The following is a 20,767-nucleotide window of genomic DNA, read 5'->3' on the forward strand; positions in this document are numbered from 1 at the left end:
CTAAATCACAAATGCGGAATATGAAGTCAGGTTATAGCTTGACAAAACCAAGTTGAAAGTAAGGTTATAGCCTGACTTTGTTAATGATTTTAAACGTCAAGCGAAAATTTCAAACTTCCACCTAATCCTTCTCTGATGATTCTCATCAAGGTCGAAAGTCTAATGTCACTAGCATTATTTTCAATTCTTGAGATGTAGTTTTTAGTGGTTCCAACTTTTACAGCGAGTTGCTCTTGTGTTAGATTCTGTTTCTTTCTAGCCTCTTGAATTAGAATGCCAATTTTAAACGTTTCAAATTCTTCTTGGAATTGCTCACGTGACTCAGTTCCAGTTTTCCCGTACTGCTCATCCAGATGGTCGTCAAACGATGTAATTCTCTTATCTGTTTTCATAATATTCTTTCTTTAATCGTTCCGCTTTTTTAATTTCATTTTTAGGCGTTTTCTGCGTTTTCTTTTGAAATCCGCTCAACAGGATGATTAAATTTCCTTCATCGAAAAAGCAAAAGAGACGGAATATTCCGTTTCCTGCGGAAATTCGTACTTCCCAAAGCCCGTCAGTATTCGCTAGATGTTTGAGGAATTTCTCTGGAACAATTCGAGTGCTTTTCAATAGCAAAAGCGTCCAATCTATTTTTTTTCGAACAGCGAGCGATTGCTTTAAATAAAAGTCTTTAAAGTGATTTTCGTAAAACCCTATTTCCCTTTTAAACTCGCTCAACTTCGTTGAATTTAAACTGAGGCAAAAGTTACCTAAAAAGGTAACATTCTCCAAATTTGAATATGAGAATTTTATTATTGGGCCTTAGAGGCCTGTTGGTGAAGAATACCAACAGGGGCGGGAAAGTCAGGCTATGGCCTGACAAAATTAAGTTGAAAGTAAGGTTATAGCCTGACGCTGATTAGCGGGCTCCGTTTACTATCATTTGGACATAGGTATCCGAATTAAAGACAGCGATTTTTGATTTCTTATAATCTTTTGTGTTTCGGGTTACTATGGCGTTGATCCCTTTTTCAGAAATAGCAACGGAGTGTTGAATGGCATCTTCGAAATCTTTGAATTCGCTCGTGACAGCGTTTGAAATATCCTTGCCTGACACACTTAGCACCTCAACTATTTCTAGGAGTTCGCCAATGACGGCCCTTGTTTTTCTATCCCCAAGTTCTTTCCTTAAAATATAATGGACGTTGTTAAAGCATAATGAAGAAGTGTACACTTTCAATTCGTTCTTGTCGGCCAAGTCAAAAAGGATAGATGCTGCAATCGCATGAGGTTGCCTGTCAATAAGCAAGTCAATAATCACATCGGTATCAATGAATATTTTAGAGGCCATGTTTAGTGTTCTTAGCTTCGTTCAAAACATCCTTGTAATTGAAGTCCGAGTCTACTTTTAAGACGCCACGTAGTTTTTTTACACGTGGAGATAATTGCTCCTTTTCATCTTCTGCTTTTGAACCAGTGAGGTATTTAAAATAGTTCTCCACCATTTCAGACAGGCTTTTGCCTTTATCCGCAGCGTATTTCTTGGCCTGCTCTATAACCTCTTTGTCTAGTGTAAGTGTTAATTTAGTACTCATGGCACGTGTGTTTATTCTGTAATCTATACGTGCAATTTAATTAATAGTTCTTGAGAGTTCCAAATAGGGAGTAAGGATTAGTTTCTTTTCACGAACAGGGGCGGAAGTTATAACCTCGAATCTTTATTAAACCAACCATGCCTGTTTTCCTTCCTTGAGGTAACGAAAGGTCTAGAAGCTTAATCGTTGAAATTATCAGAGTAATAAAAGCGAAGGCTTGTATTAATTTGGTTACCAAATGCTTGCATCTATCTTATCGGCTAGAAACCAACCTATCAATCCTCCCCGATACAATCGAGGAGGAGTTGGAAAAAAGCCTCATTTTATTATGGCTTTTATTTGTTGCAAATCTGATATGTCTATTAACTTAGCAAGTCTAATCCTTAAGCTGTCTCTTCTTAAGGTAAACTTTTTTACACTCTTGAATTTCTGTAGTCGAAATTCGGTTAGTGGTAATAGATAATCTTTAGCGGAAACAATTTTCAATACGTTTTCTACTGATGGAGGCCATTTTTGTCGTAGGTCGTAAACTAATTCATTGTAATCTTCTTCTGATATAACCTCTAAAAGTTTACTCTTTATGGCTTCTATTCTATTATGGCATTGGGTAGAATCGAGAACGGTAATTTTGCTTTTTTGGTAACAAAGGGTTCCTACCCCGAGAGATATAGTAGGATGGGTAGGGACATGTTTTTTGCACAGTGCATAATGAATAAACAGCTCTACTAAATCATCAGAAATACCCTTAAGCCAATTTTCAAAACCTAAGATTTTCGAAATCTTTTCTTTTTCAATCAAGATGTTGTCGTGAATTATTTCAATAAGAGGTTCTTCTTGAATCAGGTAGTTTTCAATGCAATACCTATTAAGAACAAACAGATAATCAATACCATTTTCGTTGGTATCATTGATCAGATCTAGGTCACCATCAACAATGTAAACTCGTTTTACTTCTCTTTTATGTTGGTCAGCTTTACAAGCTTCTATAACATTGATTTTCCCGCCTAATGAGATCAATTTGTTTATTTTGTGACCTGTTTTTTCAAAGACACGATTGATAATTACCTTATAGAACTCATCATCATAACTGTCCTCAACAAATACATCAACTGTATTTTTATACCGGAAAAAAACTCCAAGGTTGGGTAAGATACTCTTCTTAAACTCTAGCATAGACTTAAACTTGAGTTAAGTCTTGGCAGTATTTCTGATTTTCAACATTGCCAAGGATAGTGGGGGAATGAGTAGCCATTATGAACTGTGTATGTGGGCTTGCTTCTAAAAGTGTATTAACGAACAACTCCTGCCAACCTAAATGAAGACTTAATTCAGGTTCGTCAATAATAAAAGTATCTCTTTGTGTACCAAAAATAAGCTGTGCTAGCATAACAATTATTTGCTTTTCACCGGAAGACAAACGGTATATTCCTGTGGAATCACCATTAGGAAGTGATATTTTTAGGTCACCATTTTTTTCGACTAGAAGAGATTTTTTGTTTTCTCCAAAATAAAGATTAGCAAGTGATTCAAATTTTGTAAAAGAGGAATATGATTTTTCAATTTCATCTTGAGCATCTTCATATGAAGAAATTATTCTATCAATGCGTTCTAGTTGTGGACTATTGATAAGCCATTGCCCAAGAGCCTTCATAAAAGCTGTGCCCGGTTCTTTTGTTTTCTTTTTCCGTTCTTTAATTAGTGTTTTCTGGATTTTCGCTAATTCATCAAAATAATTGAGGATCTTTTCCTCAAGATTTGGAATTTCAGAAATTCTGAGAGGCGGCTAAAATTCTTTCTTTCCTTGATTCAATATCTATTTCCTGTTCTATATTGAAGCCTAAATCATCATTTCCTTGAATTGTATCGAAAGATGAATATATGATATTATTCTTAAGTTTGGAACTTATTGTCGCTTGTTTTTGAGAAAATTCAATGAAGCTGTTCTTTATTAATTTTTCAACATCAATAAGACTTTCGTAAAGGTTCCCTTTGATGTCTGTTGTAAAGTCTCTTTGTTGCATGAAACTTTCAATACTTAATATATCAATTTCACCTCCTTCATGAATTCTTCTATCAAGTCCCAAAAAAGCAGGAGTATTTAGTTTTCTTACAGCCTTTACTGCATCTAATTCAATAAAATGAGCCTCATAGCGAGAATATCTACTCATGATATTTCTCATTTCAAATCTACTAAAGTCACTAACTTGAATCAGTGGTAAATCTTGAACTTTAATAGTACTTGCTGCATTAAGATCAGGGTTTTCGGATTCAATCGTTAGTCTTCTTTTAGATTCATCGAGAAATTCAGACCTAACAACAAAATCAATGTTATCACTTTCGCATTCAACTTGAGCAAACGAGTATTTAATCTGTGTTAAATTAATCCAGCTCGGACTGAGTAGACCCAATATAAGTTTTAACGCTGTAGTCTTACCTGAACCATTAATCCCCACTAAAAACGTCAAGGAATCATTTAGTTTTATATCAAAACTTAGATATCCGTTTACTTTTTCGGCTGTAAATCGTTTAATCTTCATCAATTTTACTTTTTTAATTGTTGCCAATGTTATGTACTTGCCACCTTTGAGGCGTATACATCTCATATAATTTACCAAAACTTCCTTATAGCAGTCTAGTAATAGTAGCTACACGGAAGTTTCTGTCTATGGGGAATCAATATAGAGAATTACAATTTAAGTATCATATAATCCTGAAGTGGCTTGGTTATAAATTAATCTACTAAGTAATTAGTTGTAAATAAGAAAGCGCTTACGTAAATTGGCTTTTAGTTTAAAATCTCAAAATATGAAAGCATTTATTTCACTTAGTTTTATAGGGGTATTGTTGATGGGTTCGCCCAAGGAAATCGTTATGCGGCATGATGTAGACGATTCAGAATATGTGGCCCTAGGCGCAAAGTATGGTGGTTCGGCTGTGCGTTTAAATGCAGGTTGCGGCACATTTATTCAAGCCAATTGGATTCTTACAGCAGGGCATGTTTTGGAAAGTTCAAGGGTAGGGGAAGATGTCACCGTAAACGGAGTGAAATACGCCATCAAAAGAAAAATCATTCACCCTGATTATAACCTGAGGGGAGCCGTCAATCATGACATTGCGCTGATAGAATTGGAAGAAAATATACCCAATGTAGAGTTGGCCATACTTTATGAAAAGTCGGATGAAGTAGGCAAAGAAATCATTTTTGCAGGCACGGGTTGGGCAGGCACAGGCGATAGAGGAATGGTAGACGGAGCCATTGTCAAAGACCGAAAACTCAGGGCTGCCCAGAACTTAATTGATGGCACCAAACCTAGTTATATCCGCTTTACTTTTGATGCACCAGATTCAGAGAATGTACTTCCTTTAGAAGGCATCAGTGGCCCAGGCGATAGTGGAGGCCCTGCCCTTTGGTTCGATGGCGATCAAGCTTATATCATGGGCGTAAGTTCCCATCAAGATGGTCGCGATACCGGAAAACCCGAAGGAGTGTATGGCGTGTATGAATATTACACCCGAGTAAGCGAATACCTGTCATGGATCAATGAGGTAATGGGGAATTGATTCTATTTCCCAATCCCCCAACCCCCTTCACCAAGGGGGAGGCTGTAGCGATGCCTACTACTTTCAAATATATGTTCTTGGTTTACTTGGCAACGCAAATGTTTTAAGTTGACTGAAGCTGCTCAATCGAAGCTTTTCCCCTGTAGAAAAAAGGTGGAGATGGTGATGATATTTATTACTTCTAAATAAATGCTATCAGTATTTTAACCATTCAAGTCTTGCGTATAGTAAACATTTGTCGGTAAGTGCGTCCCCCTTAGAAAAAGGGGGTTAGGGGGATTTGCCTACTTCACTGCCAACGCCCAATAATTACCAGATCAATGAGGTAATGGGGAAATTGATTTAAATTTTAACAATTCTATTTTCCAATCCTTTTTTCAATCCCCCAGCCCTGCCTCGTCCTGAAATAGGTTGACAGGTTTAACATTTATTCCTGTTTCTGGTCAATCCCCCTCCAACCTCCCCCAGGGGAGGACAGGATACCGCCTGCTTCACCACTAATGTACAAACACCCAAGACTCATTACTTCTAACCCACTCCCCTTAACTCTTAACACTTAACTCTTAACTAATAACTAATCCCTCTTAACTAATCATTTTGCTTAACAACCCATAAAACCCTAATTTCCACTCATAAATACAACGTACCCTAAGCCCCAAGCTCAATGCATATCAATTCAAAACTGCCCAATGTAGGCGCTACCATTTTTGCCACCATGTCTAAAATGGCGAAAGACTATAATGCTTTGAATCTGTCGCAGGGTTTTCCTGATTTTCCGGTGTCGCCAGAGTTAATTGAAGGCGTTCATCATTACATGAAGGCAGGGTTTAACCAATACCCACCCATGACGGGCATGCCGCAGCTGCGGGAAAGAATTGCTGATAAAATCGAAAAGTCATTTGGGGCCAAGGTCAATGTGGAAACTGAAATCACCTTGACGGCTGGCGCTATAGAAGCGATCAATGCCACCATCACCACATTGGTAAGCAAAGGCGATGAAGTCATTATGATGGTTCCGGCTTACGATGCCTACGACCCCATTATTACCCAAAATGGCGGGATAACCATTCCGATTGCATTGACCCAACCGCATTTTGCTATCGATTTGGACACTGTGAGGGAGAAGGTGAATGCTAAAACGAGGATGATCATTATCAACTCTCCGCATAACCCCACGGGTGCTATGATTGATGCTGGTGACCTGTCAATTTTGGCGGAGATTACGCGAGATACCAACATCATTGTACTTTCAGATGAAGTCTATGAGCATATTGTATTTGATGGTCGAGCACACGAATCGATTTTAAAGCATGAAGAACTGAGGCAGCGGTCGGTGGCTACTTTCTCCTTCGGGAAAACCTTCCATGCCACAGGCTGGCGGATAGGCTATATGGTGGCGCCCGATTGGATTACTGCGGAAGTAAGGAAAGTACATCAGTACATGGCTTTTGCCGTGCACACGCCCAGCCAATTGGCCATTGCCGATTACTTAGAAGATGCTGACCATTACAATAACCTTGGCGCTTTTTATCAGCAGAAACGTGACCTGTTTTTGGATTTGATCAAAGGTTCTCGCTTTGAATCGTTGCCGTCTAACGGTACTTATTTTCAGTTATTGAGTTATAAAAACATTTCAGAGAAGCCAGATTTAGAAATGGCCGAATGGCTGACCAAAGAAAAGGGAATCGCCTCCATTCCAATTTCAGTTTTTTACGACACCAAAGAAGACAATCGAATGCTCAGGTTCTGCTTTGCGAAAAGCGAGGAGACATTGACAAAGGCAGCGGAAATACTTTGTGCTATTTAGTATAGGATTACTTACTTGGGTTGTGAAGTCTCCGTGCTTGATTGGGAATGGCGAATTTTCTGTTTCAGAGAAAGTGTCTATGAAAAGCTTTCTTTCCCTGAGGTTACGAAGGGTCTAGAGTTTAATTATAGTTCCTTCGCTGTGTTTAGGATAGAAAACTATAAAACAGTTTTCAGTTGATCAATGTGTGATTAACACAATTATAGTACTTTAAATTTCGGATTAATAATCAGTGCCTTTAACCTAAAGTCCTCTTAACTTAGCCCCATGCAAGACCTACGAATTTCCCTTGTTCAAAGCGATGTCCACTGGCACGAAATAGGCGCCAATTTGGCTACCTACGAAGAGAAAATCTGGAGCCTGAAAGGCAAAACCGATTTGGTTTTACTTCCAGAAATGTTCCAGACGGGTTTTTCAATGCAAAACACCGAGCTGGCAGAACCAATGAACTTCACAACCTTTAAATGGATGAAGCAAATGGCATTGCAGGTTGATGCGGTCATTGCTGGTTCGTTTATGGTGAAGGAAGAAGGGAAAGTATTCAATCGTTTGATCTGGATGCAGCCCAATGGCGAGTGGCAAAAATACGACAAGCGTCATTTGTTCCGAATGGCCGATGAACACGATCATTTTGATTTTGGTACTGAACGCCTGATTGTAGAATGGAGAGGTTGGAAGATCTGCCCGATGGTCTGTTACGATTTGCGTTTTCCGGTTTGGGCCAGAAACCGAAATTTAGAATACGATTTGCTCCTTTATGTGGCCAATTGGCCAGCGGTGCGCGTCAATGCTTGGGATGCTTTATTGAAAGCCAGAGCAATTGAAAATGTAAGCTATACGGCTGGACTTAATCGAGTAGGGGCTGATGGCAACGGAATCGAATACAATGGTCATTCAGGTGTTTATTCACCCAAAGGCGAAACATTGGCGTTCTCTGATTCCGAGGAAGAGATTATCACGCTGACCTTAAGCCTAGAAGAGTTGGATCATTTCCGAACCAAGTTCCCCGCACACCTAGATGCCGATGATTTCGAAATCAAGAAGAATGTTTCATAGCGGGTTGCAGTCATTCCGAACTAGTTTCGGAACCCCTTTGAGGAAAGCATTTTAACTCTTTAGAAACTGATGAATTTGAACTAACGATTCCTCAACACTTTCATACCTAAAAACCCCCTTCTTCATCATTTTTGCCATTTTCTCAAACATTAAATGCTCCCCCTGTAGCAGAATAAAAGGGGCAATGGCTTTGTTCCGAAGCACTTTTTCAATCAATGGAGCACAAGCGTCAAGCTTCTCACTTGGGTTGGAATCTAAGAACAAGACGACCTTTTCAGCTTCCTTTAGAAACGAAACCCCTTGACTAATCACAAAAGGTTCGGAGTGAGCATCGGCCTCAAAAATCAGCGCTTCAGGAAATTCCGTTTTCATCATTTCCACCCATTCGTTCCGAAATTGGATTTGGGCAATGGGCTTTATTTGAAGGTGAATGAATAGGGTCATTTCTGAATTAAAATGCGTTGCACAGTCGGTTTATTGGTTCCGTTTGAAACCCGGATAAGGTAAACACCAGCGGCCAGCAGTTCCGTGTTGATTTCTTTTGAAAGCCCAGCTGAGATCGGCAAGTTCGAGAAAATCATTTCACCTTTCACCGTGTACATTTCTGCCTGCGCATTGGTGTCCGTTCTAATATAAAAACTACTGCTTGTGGGATTCGGAAAAAGCGTAAGCCGAATTGCATTGCCTTCCGATCCGTTCTCGGCAATACTTTCATTTTTCAACACAGAAATTCCCCCTCGGTTATTCCCAATAAATAGGGTGGGCTTCCCGTCACCAAAAAGGTCGGCTGTAGTCAACCATGAAATTTGGCCAATGGAAGTAGTTGTCAGGTCATTAAGCAGGTCGTTGCTGAGTATGTTTTTTGTGACTGAACTGGGAATGAAATCGGTATTGATTGTTCCTGAAAGAATGCTGATTTGACCCGAAACATCGGTTTTGATCAATTCTGGTTCTCCACTATTATCGAGGTCGGTGATTAATATGTTGGGGTTTAAGGCCTCGAAATTGGCCGTAATGCCCGCGTAGTTTTGAATCACATCTTCAAAAATGAAATTGCCCTTATTTACATAGAGATTTAAAGCACCAAAGCGCGTGCCCAGCAGTAAGTCTAAATTTCCATTTTTGTTGATATCATAGAAATAAGCGTTGTCATTTTCGCCAATCGAAATCGAAATATCTTCGGTACTGGCAAAGGAGAAATTACCTTGGTTCAATCGGTACTGAAGTTTAGTTTCGTTGCTTGCGGTGGTGGATTGATAAATCAGGTCTGGTTGCCCATTTCTATCGATATCTGCAAACTGAATTTTGATGTTTCTAAGGCTTTCGGATTTTAATCCAAGAAAGTCATCGTCTACTAACTCAAAAGCAGGGGCAAACTTTCCCCCGGTATTTTCAAATAAGAAAATGGAGGCCACAAAACCATTTTGGGTAATTTGACCTCTGTTGCTGATAAAGAGATCATAGTCGCCATCGCCATCATAATCTGCAAAAGCGGGATAGGTGTTTTCACCTAAATCAAGCATTTCATTTTGCAAGAACGGCACTGAGTTCCCAGTAAAATCAGGCTGAGTGTTGGTGCCTAAATTTGAATATACTTTAGCCGTATTGCTGAAATCTACACTGTTCAGTACGTTGCCATCGGCATTGCTAGAAATCAATAGATCCTTATTACCATCAAAATTAATGTCTGCGAGAAAAGCATTGGGGAAGATTTGAAAGCCAGCAGGATTGGGGGCAGGGTAGCTGCTAAAGGAAGTCATTAAGGCGTTTCGGGCATCGCCAACATTCTCCATGTAGTAGAGCGTTTGGCAGAACTCGTCAGAGGTGATCAGGTCTAGGTCACCATCTCCTTCTGCATCGAATAGCAGAATGGTTTTTCCACCAGCATGTTCCAATTCTGTTGGGCTATTGATGTCGTAACTCGTATTGGCTGCTCCACCAACATTACATGAAGCACCAGAAAAAGCAAAGCTATTGCACTCACATTCCGCGAATTCGCCCCACCTTCTAGTTTCACGCGTAAAAGTAAGTTCATCACAATTGCTGTTGACTTCCATGCTTGTGTTCTTGTAGTAGTCGATGGTGCTGGCGGTGGTAAATCGATAGGCTAGAATGTCCAGGTCGCCATCGCCATCTACATCGGCAATGCCCGGAATGTCGGAGGCATTCACCTGAATGTTGGCGCCAGAATCGAAGCGAAGAAAGTCTACCGCTTGTTCCCATTCTGGAAGATTTCCTGAACTAATATTTTTGAAAACGGTAATTCCTTGGGGTACAGAGGTGAAAATATCCATTTTACCATCACAGTTATAATCAGCCAAAATAAACCAGTGGTTAATTTCTGTAGGGAAGAGGCTTTTGTATTCTGGCGCCCAAACAAATTCGCTGTTCTTGGCCAGGTAGGTAGTCAGCTCGCCTGACATTCTGTGGTAAACGATGAGGTCTTCAATGCCATCACCATCCAAATCCATCTTCTGGAATTGGGCAGAATTGATTCCTCCTTCCCAAGCGCGGTCTAAAACATCTCCATTGATAGTTAAAGGAATGTCATTTTCATAACGGAATGAAAACTGAGCGAACAGATTCAAACTGAAGAATAATAAAATTGACAAAAAGAGAAATTTCATAACAAGAGTACTGCAAAGGTAAAGATTTCAACGATTGCTAATGTAGGAACGGTATAGCTCATCAATCTGTATTATCTTGTCGTGCAATTTGACTGACAAAGATTTCAAAACCTATGAACATTGCTTCACTTTACGAAAAATATATAGCCTCAACGGGCATCTGCACCGATACAAGGAAAATAGAAAAGGGCAATCTCTTTTTCGCGCTGAAAGGACCCAACTTTAATGCAAATAAATTGGCAGAGCAAGCACTAAGTCTTGGTGCATCCTATGCCGTGATTGACGATGCGGAATATGATAATGACCCACGCTGTGTGTTGGTAGCCGATGTTTTGGAAGCCCTTCAGGCCTTGGCCAACTATCATAGGAAGCAGTTGAAAATCCCGATTATCGCGATTACGGGTTCTAACGGAAAAACGACCACCAAAGAGCTTACAAGAAATGTTTTGGCCACCAAATATAAGGTGTCGGCTACAATCGGGAACCTGAATAATCACATTGGCGTACCCCTTACTTTACTGAGTATTGGGCCTGATATTGAGATGGCTATTGTAGAAATGGGTGCGAATCATGTGGGTGAAATTGCGGCCTTATGCAAAATAGCTGAGCCCACTCACGGTTTGATTACCAATATTGGTAAAGCGCATCTGGAAGGTTTTGGAGGTTTTGAGGGCGTGATTAGAGGGAAGACAGAAATGTACCATTGGCTGATTGAAAACGATGGAGTTATTTTCGTTAATTCTCAGAATGAGATTCTTTCGAACATCGCCCAACGAAGAATTGAATCGCCTATATACTACCCCGCTAAAGGTGATTATTTAGAGTTATCCTTAATTGAAGCCAAACCGAATATTGTTTTTGAAGATGCGGAAGGCAAAAGAACTACGACCGCATTAAGTGGTGCTTACAACTTTGAAAACATTGCCACCGCACTTTGTGTGGGTAAGTGCTTTAAGGTGGATATAGAGAAGGCTAAACAAGCCGTGGCCACCTATAGTCCGGATAACAATAGATCGCAGGTTTTAAAAAAAGGAAGCAATACCATTATCATGGATGCTTACAATGCCAACCCAACCTCGATGAAAGCAGCCTTAGAGAATTTAAGTCTTCTGAATGCAACACATAAACTGGCAATTTTGGGTGATATGTTGGAGTTGGGCGAAACCAGCAAAGAGGAGCATTCTGCTATAGGGGTGTTAACGGCTCAATTGGGAATAGAAGGAGTGATTTTTTGTGGTCCTCATATGAAAGCCGCAAAGGAGGTAAACCCTAAGGCGCTATACTTTGAAACAAAGGCCGACTTGAATGACTATTTATCGGCTAATATACTCGAAGGTCAAACAATTCTTCTGAAGGGTTCTAGGGGAATGGGCTTGGAGTCTTTGTTGGGCTTTATAGGGTAAAAAAAGAGGAACGGTACCACCCGTTCCTCAACCTCAACCTAAGAAACTAGTGACAAGATTTTTTAATAATGCCACTCGTTAACATTCAACGTTTAGACACTAAGGTGTCAGAACGCTTTTATTCATTATTTTCACCTGCTTCTCTTCAATCTGGAAATTGAGTCCCATTGGGCTACAAACCAACTGAAGTGCTTCTGTTAAATTCCTATTATTGAAATAGCCAGTATAGGTTCTGTCTTGAATGTCATTCATGTCAAATTCAAGGTCTACATTATACTGCCTCTCTAGTTCTTCAAACACTTCGGTGAGCATTACACTTTCAAAATCAAAGTCTCCAGTTCTCCAGTTGTCTATATACACTAGAGAAATGGAAGAAACGTCTTTAATTCCATTGTCTTTGGTTGCCAAGACTTGACCTGGGGTGATTATTTGAGATTCACCGCTAGGCTTAACAGTTACCTTCACTTTTCCCGTTTTACAGGCGACCTCTAAAATGTTGTTTCTTTCTTTTACATTGAAGCTAGTTCCTAGAACGACAACATCGCCAAGTCTAGTTTCAACAGTAAAATCACTTCCTTTTTTAACTTCGAAAAAGGCCTCTCCACTTAATTCCAGAGTTCTTTCCTCTTGCCATTGGCTTTCCGAGAATGATATTTTTGAGCCAGCATTCAGATAAACCACTGAACTATCAGGCAGGTAAACCGTCTGGACCTCTGCAAGAGAGGTTGCTACAATTGAGTGATTGGCACTGACATTTGATTGTTTAAAAATAAAAAATGCTCCAATGGCTAAGATTAAAGAAGCCGCAATACCTATCCAATACGATCTGTATAAAGGAATTACTTTTTGAGATTTTTCTTCTGAAATCTTTTTCTCAAGATTTGCCCAAGCCTCCTGTTGGGTGCTTTTATTTGGCACATCAAAACAGACTGTTTTACTCAGAGATTTGACTAAAATGGATTTTGAGTCACCTGAATTAGCATTCTGGAGAAATTTCTCTGAAGAAATCTCACCATTTAGCCATTGCGACTCATATTTGTTTGTGGTTTGGGGCATCTGGAGTTAGTACACACGTGTAAGAAGATACCCTACCTTAAGGTCTAGATAATTTAAAAGAAAAGATTTAAGAATATTGAGGGGGTGAAATCAAGTAGTACAATGTCTCGATACAATTGTCTTGGTTCTTCTCCATTGCCTATTGCCCGTTCGATGGCGTTAATATTTAATCTCTTGCTTTGAATATTCTGATGGTTGTATGCATTGAGAATTGAAATACCGAACTCTCCTCTGATTTCTTCATTTTCGAATTTTAAGGCAGCTGAAATATCGAGTCTATGGTAAGTGGGTAATCGCTCAACTGTTTTATTGAGGTTGAGGATTTCGTAATTAATTATAGTGCCATCATTGTTTCGGATAAAGTTAAGCGTTGGTTTAAAAAGTGGTTTTCCGCTGCCGTATAAAAAAGTGGCCGAGAGGTTGAACTTCTTAAACTCTAGCACGTGAACGAATTTAGCTTCGTTGCGCTGGTCTAACCTTGAAGGGAGACGCTGTCCGCCATTTATCTGAGAATAGGTGCTGCTTGATTTACTGTGGGTGTAAGACAGCCATCCGTGATAGGGGCCGATTTTTTTCTGTATCAATATATCAAGCCCTCTAATTTTATCTTCGCCATTAGATACTGTTATTAGTGGTTGAGGATGGTTAGACATCCCAGCGCTTATTAAATGTGAAACCGTGAATTCTACCAGACCATAAACATCTTTTTGGTAGTATTCCATATCTACCATAAAACCATTTTTAGAATAGTTTAAGCCTCCAATAAGGTGCTCTGCCTTTATTGCGCCAAACATTTGATTGTTGGCCAAATTCCAACCGTCTTGAAGGTTAGAGTGTGGGTCGTCATAAGTGATTTGCCTTGCTAGCTGATAGTATTGCCCGTTCGACAATTTCAGTTTCAATGAAGGTGTGAGCTGGTAGGTCATTCCTAGTCGCCTCCCAAAGTAATTTTCGTTCGTAAGGTCTGTCACGTTATGTCTGAAACCTACATTCAGTCTAAAGTTCTTTGTGACCCTAAGTTCATCTGATGCGTATAAGCCAACAACACTACCTGATTGCTTTCTATTGCCAGTGGGTTGCTGTATTCGCTCATCAATGGTAACGTCATTAATTGTGTTAATCGAAGAGACATTGAGTCCAAAATCGATTTTGTGTATCTCTTTTAGCTTTAGCTCATGCCTGTAATTGATTTGTAAATCGGCTACTTCGTTGAGGCGCTCTGCACTATGAGTTCTAGCGACTTGCCCATTTTCATCTCGATCCTCGCTTTGAAAAGAGTAGTCAAAGTTATGACCTGAATAAGCCACCTGGAAACTTGAATAGTAATTTTTATTCCAATTTCGCGACCATGTGGCTCCAATGCCTATGTTTCCCCAAAGGGAATTTTCATCTATGTTTTCTGTGGTGCGATTGGTATTTGAGCCTGTGATTTGATCAAAGTCAGTATATAGCTCGTCTCTGCCCCAGTACATTGAAAAACTGGCGATGTCCCTATTGGAAAGGTTGTATGTAGATTTTAGATTGAAATCGTAAAAATGAAAGTTTGGTCTGAGTGAGTTGTTGTTTTCTTGGTTGTTGAGTTGGTTCGAACTTTCACGGTAATTTTTATAAAGTTTCTGAAATAGATTACTCCTAATAATGTCGGTATAGGCCCTTCTAGTACTGAAGTGAATGGCGCCTTTGCCTTCATTTAAAGGCGCGTTTACACTCATCCTCGCACTAAGAAGGTTTATACCGAATGAGTATTCTGGATTATTGAAATTTCCTGACTTACCCGTTATATCAACTACTCCAGAAACTCTATCCCCATATTTAGGACCAAAACCACCCTTATAAACCTGTATGTCCCGTATTGCATCAGGGTTGATTGCGCTAAAAACTCCGAAAAAGTGATCGAGTCTATATATTTTGAATCCGTCTAGTAATACTAGGTTTTGGCTCGATGGACTATTTCTGATAACAAGATCCGAAGAAGTCTCATCGGTTCCGCTAATACCTGGTAGTAGTTGGAGCGACCTGAAAATATCTAATTCTCCTAAACTTGGCAAAGAAGTTAGACTATGAGGGTCAATGGATATTTGGCTTATTTCTTCTCCATACTGAATTGTATTGTCTGTTCGAAGATCAACAACGGTAAACTCTGCTAAATCCAAGGTGTTTTCTGCCATAGAAACCCGAATGGCCATTCTAGATTTAGTGGGATCGAGCTTTACCTTGCTCTTTTTGTATCCCAGATAAGTTATTTCTATAGTGGATGTATCGGTAGGTACTTGACTCAAAGAGAAAAAACCGTCTTTATTAGAGACAGTACCTTTGTTTTCTCCAGCAACCCTGATCAAAGCATTGGGTAACAGCTCTCCAGTTTGGGCATCTTGGATCATTCCAAAAACAGTAAGGTCAAATAGACTTGGGGTCTTAAGGTCAATATTAACCTGTCCAGGAGTGAGGATTATTTTTCCATTTAGAACTTGGTAGTCAATCCCTTTAGATGAGAGTATTTCATTAAGGAAAGCGGTGATGGATTTATCGTTGTATTGCCCATTCACTTTAACTCCAGTAACCAAGGCGTCATCATAGGCGATTTTAACGTCATACTTGTTTTTTAATACACGAATGACTTTGGATAGTGAGGTGTTATTGAAGTTTTCAGAAATGGATATATTAGGAAGTTCTTGCGAGTAAAGCAGCCCACTGATGAAAAAGAGTAAGAGAAGGCAGGTTAATTTTCGCACTGCTTGTTGTAACGTTACCTCTTTGTAATTGATTTTGAAATATAAGTTTATTGGTGCAAAACTAACCCATTATGAGGGCGTTGTTATACACTTATTCAATATATAGTTAAATTTTGTGATTCACTTTGTCTCGTAAGAAAAATAGTGCTCCATGCATACGTTTTTCAACCGCTTTAACACTCAACTCTAATCTCTCTGCAATTTCCTTGTAGGTCAATTCGTCAATTCGGTTCATTAAAAACACATCTCTTTGCTTTTCGGGCATTGCTGCAATTGTCTGCTCTAGTTGTTCTTTAAACTCCTTTTCCTCTAAAGCATATAGAGGTGATTGCTCATTAAACTGGTCTTTGTTTTTCTCCGCAAAATTAAACACCACTTTGTCATGGCGAAACTTATTGAGCAACATGTTGCTGGCAATGGTGTAAAGATAGCTTTTTACAGTCTCTTGATTGATTTCTTCACGCTTGTCCCAGAGTTTCATGAAGACATCCTGAGTCAGGTCTTCAGCCAAATCTACGTCTCCCGATCTATAATAAAGGAAGTTCTTGATAGGAGTATAATAGAGATCGAATATTTGTTTGAACTCTACGAGCGTCATTTTAGGAGGATTCTATTTTAAGACCCACGCGAAGTTAGTCAAAATATAGGCTTAAAGGTGCTCAAGAAGCTTTTTTGATTCGGTTGTGAAAAAAATGAATTTTATTTCACGTTACTATTTGCAATAATGAAAACCAATATTACCTTTGCATTCCCAATTAGGAAGGGCGCTTAGCTCAGTTGGTTCAGAGCACCTCGTTTACACCGAGGGGGTCGGGGGTTCGAATCCCTCAGCGCCCACAATAAGGCAGTCATTTATGGCTGTCTTTTTTTGTGTTTATGCACTACGTATATATTCTATATTCTCCATCAACAGACCGCTATTATATAGGCGAAACCGCCTTTGTATCAGGTCGTTTGGAGCAACATAACTCTGGCTTTTATAAGAATTCAGTAACAAAAATCGCCTCGGACTGGGAGATGTTTTTAGAAATTGAATGTATTGACAGGACTCAGGCTTTGAGGCTTGAGCGATTTATTAAGCAACAGAAGAGCAGAAAATTCATAGAGCGATTGAAGTCCGAGCCAAAAATAGTTGATGATCTTTTGTTAAGGTTTAAATAGGGTCGGGGTTCGCTCCGAAGCTTCGGAGCCTCAGCGCCCACAATAAGGCAGTCATTTATGGCTGTCTTTTTTTTTGTTTATGCACTACGTATATATTCTATATTCTCCATCAACAGACCGCTATTATATAGGCGAAACCGCCTTTGTATCAGGTCGTTTGGAGCAACACAATGGAGGTTTTTATAAGAACGCCAGTACCAAGTCTGCTTCGGACTGGGAGTTGTTTTTAGAAGTTGAATGTATTGATCGAAGTCAGGCATTGAAGCTTGAACGATTTATCAAGCAGCAGAAGAGCCGGAAATTCATAGAGCGATTACAATCGGAGTCAAAAATAATTAGTGATCTTTTGTTAAGGTTTAAATAAGGGGTCAGGGTTCGCTCCGAAGCTTCGGAGCCTCAGCGCCCACAATAAGGCAGTCAGAAATGGCTGTCTTTTTTTGTGTTTATGCACTAGGTATATATTCGATCAATTCTAGATAATATGGTTTACCTCAAAGGAGTATTGCAAATCTTGTCTATCTTCTCACTTGTCGATGATTTTTTCTTTTAATCTCGTGAAGGAGTAGTTAATCATCAGAATGATTAAGGTAATGCCTATCGCAATGATGTACTTGTGTAAAGCTATGGAAATGCCTATTCCAAGGCAGTAGAGTAAGGTGGCAGCAGTGGTAAGTCCCTTTACTTTGTCGTGATTCTGTTTAATGATTGTTCCAGGACCAATAAAACTGATGCCTACCACAAGGGCTTGTAGTATTCGAATTGGATCTGCTTTTACTGCTTCTTGAAACTCGTAATTATGGACGAAATCGATTAATGGGAGAGAGAGTGAGACGATTAGGCAGCTGAAGCCTCCCACAATCATATTTGTTTTTAAGCCAGCTGGTTTGTCTTTGTTTTCACGTTCATAACCCACTAAACCACATAAAACAGTAGCAACTAAGACATTCAATAATATTTCTAATTCTTGATGATCGATCTCCATACAACCTAAATTTCAACTCTTAAAGAGATACAAAAACAACTAGAGAAGGTTAGAGATTGTTATGAACAAGGGTTTCTAAAATGTCAAAATTTGGCCTTCATAAGCAATCTTAAAGCCTTTGTCGCGTACCAATTTTGATTCCTCGCTATCACTGAAGTTCATGGGATTGGTGTGGTTAAAATGGATAAAGTGGACCTTGGCTTTATCTTCGACTGAGAGTTTGCCAAATAATCCCATGCTTTCCTCCACAAAAGGATGTGGTATTTCACTCATGTCGCGCCCTGATATTTCGCCATTCTTGAAGAAGGAAGCGTCTAGTAGTGCCATGTCACTTTTTTGGATTACTTCAATGACATCTTGATTCCATTTACTCCATTTATCAATGTCTGGAATAAAAATGATGGACTTACCCTTGATTCTAATTTCGTAACCAACGGTTTCTGAAAACTCATCACGATGTGGAACGATGAAGGGCGTAACGGAAATACTATTGCTCAATTGAATGGCGCTGCTGTCTTGCTGAGTCTTGATTTCAATATTATTTAAATCAACTAACTGACTCCAAGGGCCATTTTCTTCCAAGAAAGTCTTCATTTTAGGCATGGCATAGACAGGAACACCTGAAGTGCCCATCACCTCTCGTCCCAAATGAATGAGTCCAGTATAATGGCCAATATGCGCATGGGTTAAGAAAATACCGTCTAAAGGGTAATTATTGGTTTCCGAAACATCATCTAGCATTTGCAGCTGAAGTTTGAAATCGGGAGTGGCTTCAAAAAGCCAGCGTTGTTTTGTCGTGGGATCAACAAGGCCAAGTGCCACTGCATTCTTTGGTCTGGCGCTTTTCTCTTTAATCAATTCCCATTCCTGTTTTTGCCCTGCTTGTGGGTAGCCCGCATCTTGTGCTACACCCAAAACCACAAGGAAGGGAGCTTCGGTAGGGATTTCTCTTTGGTTATCCGTTTCGTTACAAGCGGTGAATAGGAATAAAAAAAGAGCCAAAAGAGGCTCAATTTTTATGGTTGAATTTGGTGCTATTTTCATGGCTTAGCTTCCACAGCCTACACAATCAATAGACGAATCCATAGGTTTTACCCCATTTAATTTCATCGTTAAATTGTGTATTTGATCCTTAATGTCCATGTCTTTAAACATGTCTCCAGTAAGTTGCGCAGTTAGCGTTTGAATTTCTTGTTCGAGGGTTTCTGTTGTCATTTCCATTGTTCGATAATACTTAGGGTGTATGAATATAGGGCATATCTGAATAAAAACAAAAAAGTGTACCTTGAATGTAACCTTTCTAAAAAGCTTAGGTTTCCCCCATTGAATTCTTAAAATAAACTATTGGATTCTCTCTCTGACAACGCGTTGATGCTACAAGTAAAAGAAGGACAGCTCGAAAAACTCGGGTTGTTATTCGAGCGATATAATAAGAGCCTTTATGGCTTTTTTTATCGCTTAACCCTTGACCGTGAGGTGAGTGAAGATCTTGTGCAAAATGTGTTTCTGCGAGTGATGAAATACAAGCACACCTACAAAGGAGACGGACAGTTTAAAACCTGGATGTACCATATGGCTCGAAATCTTTTTTCTGATTACTACCGGAAAAACAAAAAGATGGGCTACAAGGAAGATGTAGAGGTGACTGATAAATATTTCAGAAACGAGAGTAACGCTGAGTCGAATAGAATTCAAAAGGAAGAAATGGATTTGCTGCAGCATGCCATGAATCAACTGACTTTCGAAAAGAAGGAAGTCCTTATCCTCAGTAAGTATCAGGAGATGCGATATAAAGACATTGCCGACTTATTAGGAATTACTGAAAGTGCAGTGAAGGTGCGAATCTTCAGGGCATTGAAGGATTTAAAAATGGTCTATATGCAGTTGGAGGCAACACCTTCTGCGCAGTAAAACATCAAAATAGCTGAATAATGAAAGGTATAAAATACATGATTTTGTTTGCGGCACTTTTGCCAGCCCTGATGGTTAAGGGGCAAAGCCAAACCGAGACGGTGAAAAAGAGCTTTACCGTGAAGAATGAAAAGGCAACTTGGTTTGCTGTATGCAATATCGAAGGAGATATTGAGGTAGAAGTCCATGATGGTAACACCATAGAAATCGAAGTAGAGAAACGAATTTCTGGGAATCAATCAGAGATTAAACAGGGTATGGAAGAGGTTAAACTTGATTTTGGTCAAGGAGACGACTTTGTACGAGCGAGATTTACAACTCCAAATAATAAGGTGAGGGAAAGAGATGACCCTTTGGCTTGTGGTTGGGACTGGAATCAAGATCGAGAACGAGTTAATTACAGGGTGAGGCTTGACTACAAAGTTAAAGTGCCAAGAAATATCAGCGTGAAAATCTCTACGGTGAATAAGAGCGACCTCTACATAAAGGGGGTGAAGGGAGAGGTGTATGCCAATAATGTGAATGGCGATGTGACTTTGATTGATGTAGAAAGCAATACCAAAGCCAGTACTGTAAACGGTAAAATTGAGGTGAATTACTTGAAAATGCCTGCAGAATTTGCGGAATTCCAAACAGTCAATGGGGAAATAGAAATCTTTGCTCCAGCTAATTTAGGTGCCTTTTACAACTTCGAAACTCAATGGGGAGAAGTCTACAGTGATTTCGAATTTACTCAAAAGTTATCCCCAAGAATGGTAGCCAATAAAGGTGAACGTGGTGGCACAAAATATAAGGTTGATAACTCCAACAGTTACCAAGTAGGTAATGGAGGGCCCAAGTTTACATTCAAAACATTGAATGGAGATATAAGGGTAATGAAAGCTAAATAGTGGA

The 20,767-nt window shown here is 39.5% G+C and carries 23 protein-coding genes and 1 tRNA gene; 9 read left to right on the forward strand and 15 right to left on the reverse strand.

The window, feature by feature from the left end; all coding sequences use genetic code 11:
* Positions 1–89: 89 nt before the first annotated feature.
* The 7 genes from AWN68_RS17860 to AWN68_RS17890 form a co-directional block, all read right to left on the reverse strand.
* Entirely contained in the window at positions 90–392 is a 303-nt protein-coding gene (locus AWN68_RS17860; protein ID WP_068418913.1) for a helix-turn-helix domain-containing protein, read from the reverse strand.
* Entirely contained in the window at positions 379–720 is a 342-nt protein-coding gene (locus tag AWN68_RS17865; RefSeq protein WP_068418917.1) for a type II toxin-antitoxin system RelE/ParE family toxin, read from the reverse strand. Before AWN68_RS17865 ends, AWN68_RS17860 begins: the two co-directional genes overlap by 14 nt.
* Before the next feature lie 181 nt (positions 721–901).
* Positions 902–1,333, reverse strand: coding sequence for a PIN domain-containing protein (locus tag AWN68_RS17870; RefSeq protein ID WP_068418920.1), 432 nt, complete (start codon positions 1,331–1,333; stop codon positions 902–904).
* Positions 1,323–1,577 carry a DUF6364 family protein gene (locus AWN68_RS17875; RefSeq protein WP_068418923.1) on the reverse strand — a complete coding sequence of 85 codons (255 nt, stop codon included), beginning with the start codon at positions 1,575–1,577 and terminating at the stop codon, positions 1,323–1,325. The genes AWN68_RS17870 and AWN68_RS17875 overlap by 11 nt, the downstream gene beginning before the upstream one ends.
* 318 nt (positions 1,578–1,895) lie before the next feature.
* Positions 1,896–2,750: a DUF4435 domain-containing protein gene (locus AWN68_RS17880; RefSeq protein WP_068418926.1), complete on the reverse strand. Its 855-nt coding sequence runs from the start codon at positions 2,748–2,750 to the stop codon at positions 1,896–1,898.
* A gap of 4 nt (positions 2,751–2,754) precedes the next feature.
* Positions 2,755–3,348, reverse strand: coding sequence for an AAA family ATPase (locus AWN68_RS17885; RefSeq protein ID WP_084362928.1), 594 nt, complete (start codon positions 3,346–3,348; stop codon positions 2,755–2,757).
* Complete coding sequence (locus AWN68_RS17890) at positions 3,341–4,114, reverse strand: ATP-binding cassette domain-containing protein (protein ID WP_157716329.1); 774 nt, start codon at positions 4,112–4,114, stop codon at positions 3,341–3,343. Before AWN68_RS17890 ends, AWN68_RS17885 begins: the two co-directional genes overlap by 8 nt.
* A gap of 268 nt (positions 4,115–4,382) precedes the next feature.
* Here AWN68_RS17890 and AWN68_RS17895 point away from each other — a divergent pair, with 268 nt between their 5' ends.
* The 3 genes from AWN68_RS17895 (at position 4,383) to AWN68_RS17905 (ending at position 8,001) form a co-directional block, all read left to right on the forward strand.
* The gene (locus AWN68_RS17895) at positions 4,383–5,138 is read left to right on the forward strand and encodes a S1 family peptidase (RefSeq protein WP_068418934.1); all 756 of its coding nucleotides are present in this window, start codon (positions 4,383–4,385) and stop codon (positions 5,136–5,138) included.
* 664 nt (positions 5,139–5,802) lie between these two features.
* A complete protein-coding gene (locus AWN68_RS17900) occupies positions 5,803–6,945 on the forward strand; it encodes a methionine aminotransferase (protein ID WP_068418937.1) in 1,143 nt (380 codons plus the stop codon).
* 267 nt (positions 6,946–7,212) lie between these two features.
* Positions 7,213–8,001: an amidohydrolase gene (locus AWN68_RS17905; protein ID WP_068418940.1), complete on the forward strand. Its 789-nt coding sequence runs from the start codon at positions 7,213–7,215 to the stop codon at positions 7,999–8,001.
* Between the two features lie 51 nt (positions 8,002–8,052).
* On the opposite strand, the gene AWN68_RS17910 is transcribed toward AWN68_RS17905, so the two are convergent.
* Positions 8,053–8,445 (reverse strand): hypothetical protein, encoded by a 393-nt coding sequence (locus AWN68_RS17910; RefSeq protein WP_068418943.1) that lies wholly within the window; start codon positions 8,443–8,445, stop codon positions 8,053–8,055.
* The gene (locus AWN68_RS17915) at positions 8,442–10,613 is read right to left on the reverse strand and encodes an FG-GAP-like repeat-containing protein (RefSeq protein ID WP_172796085.1); all 2,172 of its coding nucleotides are present in this window, start codon (positions 10,611–10,613) and stop codon (positions 8,442–8,444) included. The genes AWN68_RS17910 and AWN68_RS17915 overlap by 4 nt, the downstream gene beginning before the upstream one ends.
* 128 nt (positions 10,614–10,741) lie before the next feature.
* Here AWN68_RS17915 and AWN68_RS17920 point away from each other — a divergent pair, with 128 nt between their 5' ends.
* Positions 10,742–12,031: a UDP-N-acetylmuramoyl-tripeptide--D-alanyl-D-alanine ligase gene (locus tag AWN68_RS17920; RefSeq protein ID WP_068418948.1), complete on the forward strand. Its 1,290-nt coding sequence runs from the start codon at positions 10,742–10,744 to the stop codon at positions 12,029–12,031.
* 99 nt (positions 12,032–12,130) lie between these two features.
* Here AWN68_RS17920 and AWN68_RS17925 read toward each other — a convergent pair whose 3' ends face one another.
* The 3 genes from AWN68_RS17925 to AWN68_RS17935 all read right to left on the reverse strand — a co-directional run bounded on the left by AWN68_RS17925 (position 12,131) and on the right by AWN68_RS17935 (position 16,417).
* Positions 12,131–13,087, reverse strand: coding sequence for a FecR family protein (locus tag AWN68_RS17925; protein ID WP_068418949.1), 957 nt, complete (start codon positions 13,085–13,087; stop codon positions 12,131–12,133).
* A gap of 53 nt (positions 13,088–13,140) precedes the next feature.
* Complete coding sequence (locus AWN68_RS17930) at positions 13,141–15,819, reverse strand: carboxypeptidase-like regulatory domain-containing protein (protein WP_068418951.1); 2,679 nt, start codon at positions 15,817–15,819, stop codon at positions 13,141–13,143.
* Between the two features lie 106 nt (positions 15,820–15,925).
* Complete coding sequence (locus AWN68_RS17935; RefSeq protein WP_068418953.1) at positions 15,926–16,417, reverse strand: RNA polymerase sigma-70 factor; 492 nt, start codon at positions 16,415–16,417, stop codon at positions 15,926–15,928.
* A 164-nt stretch (positions 16,418–16,581) separates the two neighbouring features.
* Here AWN68_RS17935 and AWN68_RS17940 point away from each other — a divergent pair.
* The 3 genes from AWN68_RS17940 (at position 16,582) to AWN68_RS17950 (ending at position 17,344) form a co-directional block, all read left to right on the forward strand.
* Positions 16,582–16,656 (forward strand) — tRNA-Val (locus AWN68_RS17940).
* A gap of 39 nt (positions 16,657–16,695) precedes the next feature.
* Positions 16,696–16,980, forward strand: a complete 285-nt coding sequence (locus tag AWN68_RS17945) for a GIY-YIG nuclease family protein (RefSeq protein WP_068418955.1) — start codon at positions 16,696–16,698, stop codon at positions 16,978–16,980.
* Positions 16,981–17,059: 79 nt separating this feature from the next.
* Positions 17,060–17,344, forward strand: a complete 285-nt coding sequence (locus AWN68_RS17950) for a GIY-YIG nuclease family protein (RefSeq protein ID WP_068418957.1) — start codon at positions 17,060–17,062, stop codon at positions 17,342–17,344.
* A gap of 159 nt (positions 17,345–17,503) precedes the next feature.
* Here the strand turns inward: AWN68_RS17950 and AWN68_RS17955 are convergent, their stop codons facing one another.
* From AWN68_RS17955 to AWN68_RS19085, 3 genes are all read right to left on the reverse strand, one after another.
* Positions 17,504–17,962, reverse strand: coding sequence for an MgtC/SapB family protein (locus tag AWN68_RS17955; protein WP_068418958.1), 459 nt, complete (start codon positions 17,960–17,962; stop codon positions 17,504–17,506).
* Between the two features lie 75 nt (positions 17,963–18,037).
* Positions 18,038–19,006, reverse strand: a complete 969-nt coding sequence (locus tag AWN68_RS17960; RefSeq protein ID WP_068418961.1) for an MBL fold metallo-hydrolase — start codon at positions 19,004–19,006, stop codon at positions 18,038–18,040.
* 3 nt (positions 19,007–19,009) lie between these two features.
* Positions 19,010–19,177 (reverse strand): hypothetical protein, encoded by a 168-nt coding sequence (locus tag AWN68_RS19085; RefSeq protein ID WP_172796086.1) that lies wholly within the window; start codon positions 19,175–19,177, stop codon positions 19,010–19,012.
* Between the two features lie 156 nt (positions 19,178–19,333).
* Between AWN68_RS19085 and AWN68_RS17965 the strand changes: the two genes are divergently transcribed.
* On the forward strand, positions 19,334–19,873 hold the full coding sequence (locus AWN68_RS17965; protein WP_084362929.1) for an RNA polymerase sigma factor: 540 nt from the start codon (positions 19,334–19,336) through the stop codon (positions 19,871–19,873).
* Positions 19,874–19,893: 20 nt separating this feature from the next.
* Positions 19,894–20,763 carry a DUF4097 family beta strand repeat-containing protein gene (locus AWN68_RS17970; protein WP_068418965.1) on the forward strand — a complete coding sequence of 290 codons (870 nt, stop codon included), beginning with the start codon at positions 19,894–19,896 and terminating at the stop codon, positions 20,761–20,763.
* The last annotated feature ends 4 nt before the right edge of the window (positions 20,764–20,767 follow it).

This window comes from Roseivirga echinicomitans (assembly GCF_001592935.1).
Lineage (GTDB): Bacteria > Bacteroidota > Bacteroidia > Cytophagales > Cyclobacteriaceae > Roseivirga > Roseivirga echinicomitans.

Excerpts from the sequence above, each read along its gene's own strand:
- AWN68_RS17860 (WP_068418913.1), bottom strand. The coding sequence starts at position 392 with ATGAAAACAGATAAGAGAATTACATCGTTTGACGACCATCTGGATGAG.
- AWN68_RS17870 (WP_068418920.1), bottom strand. The coding sequence starts at position 1,333 with ATGGCCTCTAAAATATTCATTGATACCGATGTGATTATTGACTTGCTT.
- AWN68_RS17875 (WP_068418923.1), bottom strand. The coding sequence starts at position 1,577 with ATGAGTACTAAATTAACACTTACACTAGACAAAGAGGTTATAGAGCAG.
- AWN68_RS17880 (WP_068418926.1), bottom strand. The coding sequence starts at position 2,750 with ATGCTAGAGTTTAAGAAGAGTATCTTACCCAACCTTGGAGTTTTTTTC.
- AWN68_RS17890 (WP_157716329.1), bottom strand. The coding sequence starts at position 4,114 with ATGAAGATTAAACGATTTACAGCCGAAAAAGTAAACGGATATCTAAGT.
- AWN68_RS17895 (WP_068418934.1), top strand. The coding sequence starts at position 4,383 with ATGAAAGCATTTATTTCACTTAGTTTTATAGGGGTATTGTTGATGGGT.
- AWN68_RS17900 (WP_068418937.1), top strand. The coding sequence starts at position 5,803 with ATGCATATCAATTCAAAACTGCCCAATGTAGGCGCTACCATTTTTGCC.
- AWN68_RS17905 (WP_068418940.1), top strand. The coding sequence starts at position 7,213 with ATGCAAGACCTACGAATTTCCCTTGTTCAAAGCGATGTCCACTGGCAC.
- AWN68_RS17910 (WP_068418943.1), bottom strand. The coding sequence starts at position 8,445 with ATGACCCTATTCATTCACCTTCAAATAAAGCCCATTGCCCAAATCCAA.
- AWN68_RS17920 (WP_068418948.1), top strand. The coding sequence starts at position 10,742 with ATGAACATTGCTTCACTTTACGAAAAATATATAGCCTCAACGGGCATC.
- AWN68_RS17925 (WP_068418949.1), bottom strand. The coding sequence starts at position 13,087 with ATGCCCCAAACCACAAACAAATATGAGTCGCAATGGCTAAATGGTGAG.
- AWN68_RS17935 (WP_068418953.1), bottom strand. The coding sequence starts at position 16,417 with ATGACGCTCGTAGAGTTCAAACAAATATTCGATCTCTATTATACTCCT.
- AWN68_RS17945 (WP_068418955.1), top strand. The coding sequence starts at position 16,696 with ATGCACTACGTATATATTCTATATTCTCCATCAACAGACCGCTATTAT.
- AWN68_RS17950 (WP_068418957.1), top strand. The coding sequence starts at position 17,060 with ATGCACTACGTATATATTCTATATTCTCCATCAACAGACCGCTATTAT.
- AWN68_RS17955 (WP_068418958.1), bottom strand. The coding sequence starts at position 17,962 with ATGGAGATCGATCATCAAGAATTAGAAATATTATTGAATGTCTTAGTT.
- AWN68_RS17960 (WP_068418961.1), bottom strand. The coding sequence starts at position 19,006 with ATGAAAATAGCACCAAATTCAACCATAAAAATTGAGCCTCTTTTGGCT.
- AWN68_RS19085 (WP_172796086.1), bottom strand. The coding sequence starts at position 19,177 with ATGACAACAGAAACCCTCGAACAAGAAATTCAAACGCTAACTGCGCAA.
- AWN68_RS17965 (WP_084362929.1), top strand. The coding sequence starts at position 19,334 with ATGCTACAAGTAAAAGAAGGACAGCTCGAAAAACTCGGGTTGTTATTC.
- AWN68_RS17970 (WP_068418965.1), top strand. The coding sequence starts at position 19,894 with ATGAAAGGTATAAAATACATGATTTTGTTTGCGGCACTTTTGCCAGCC.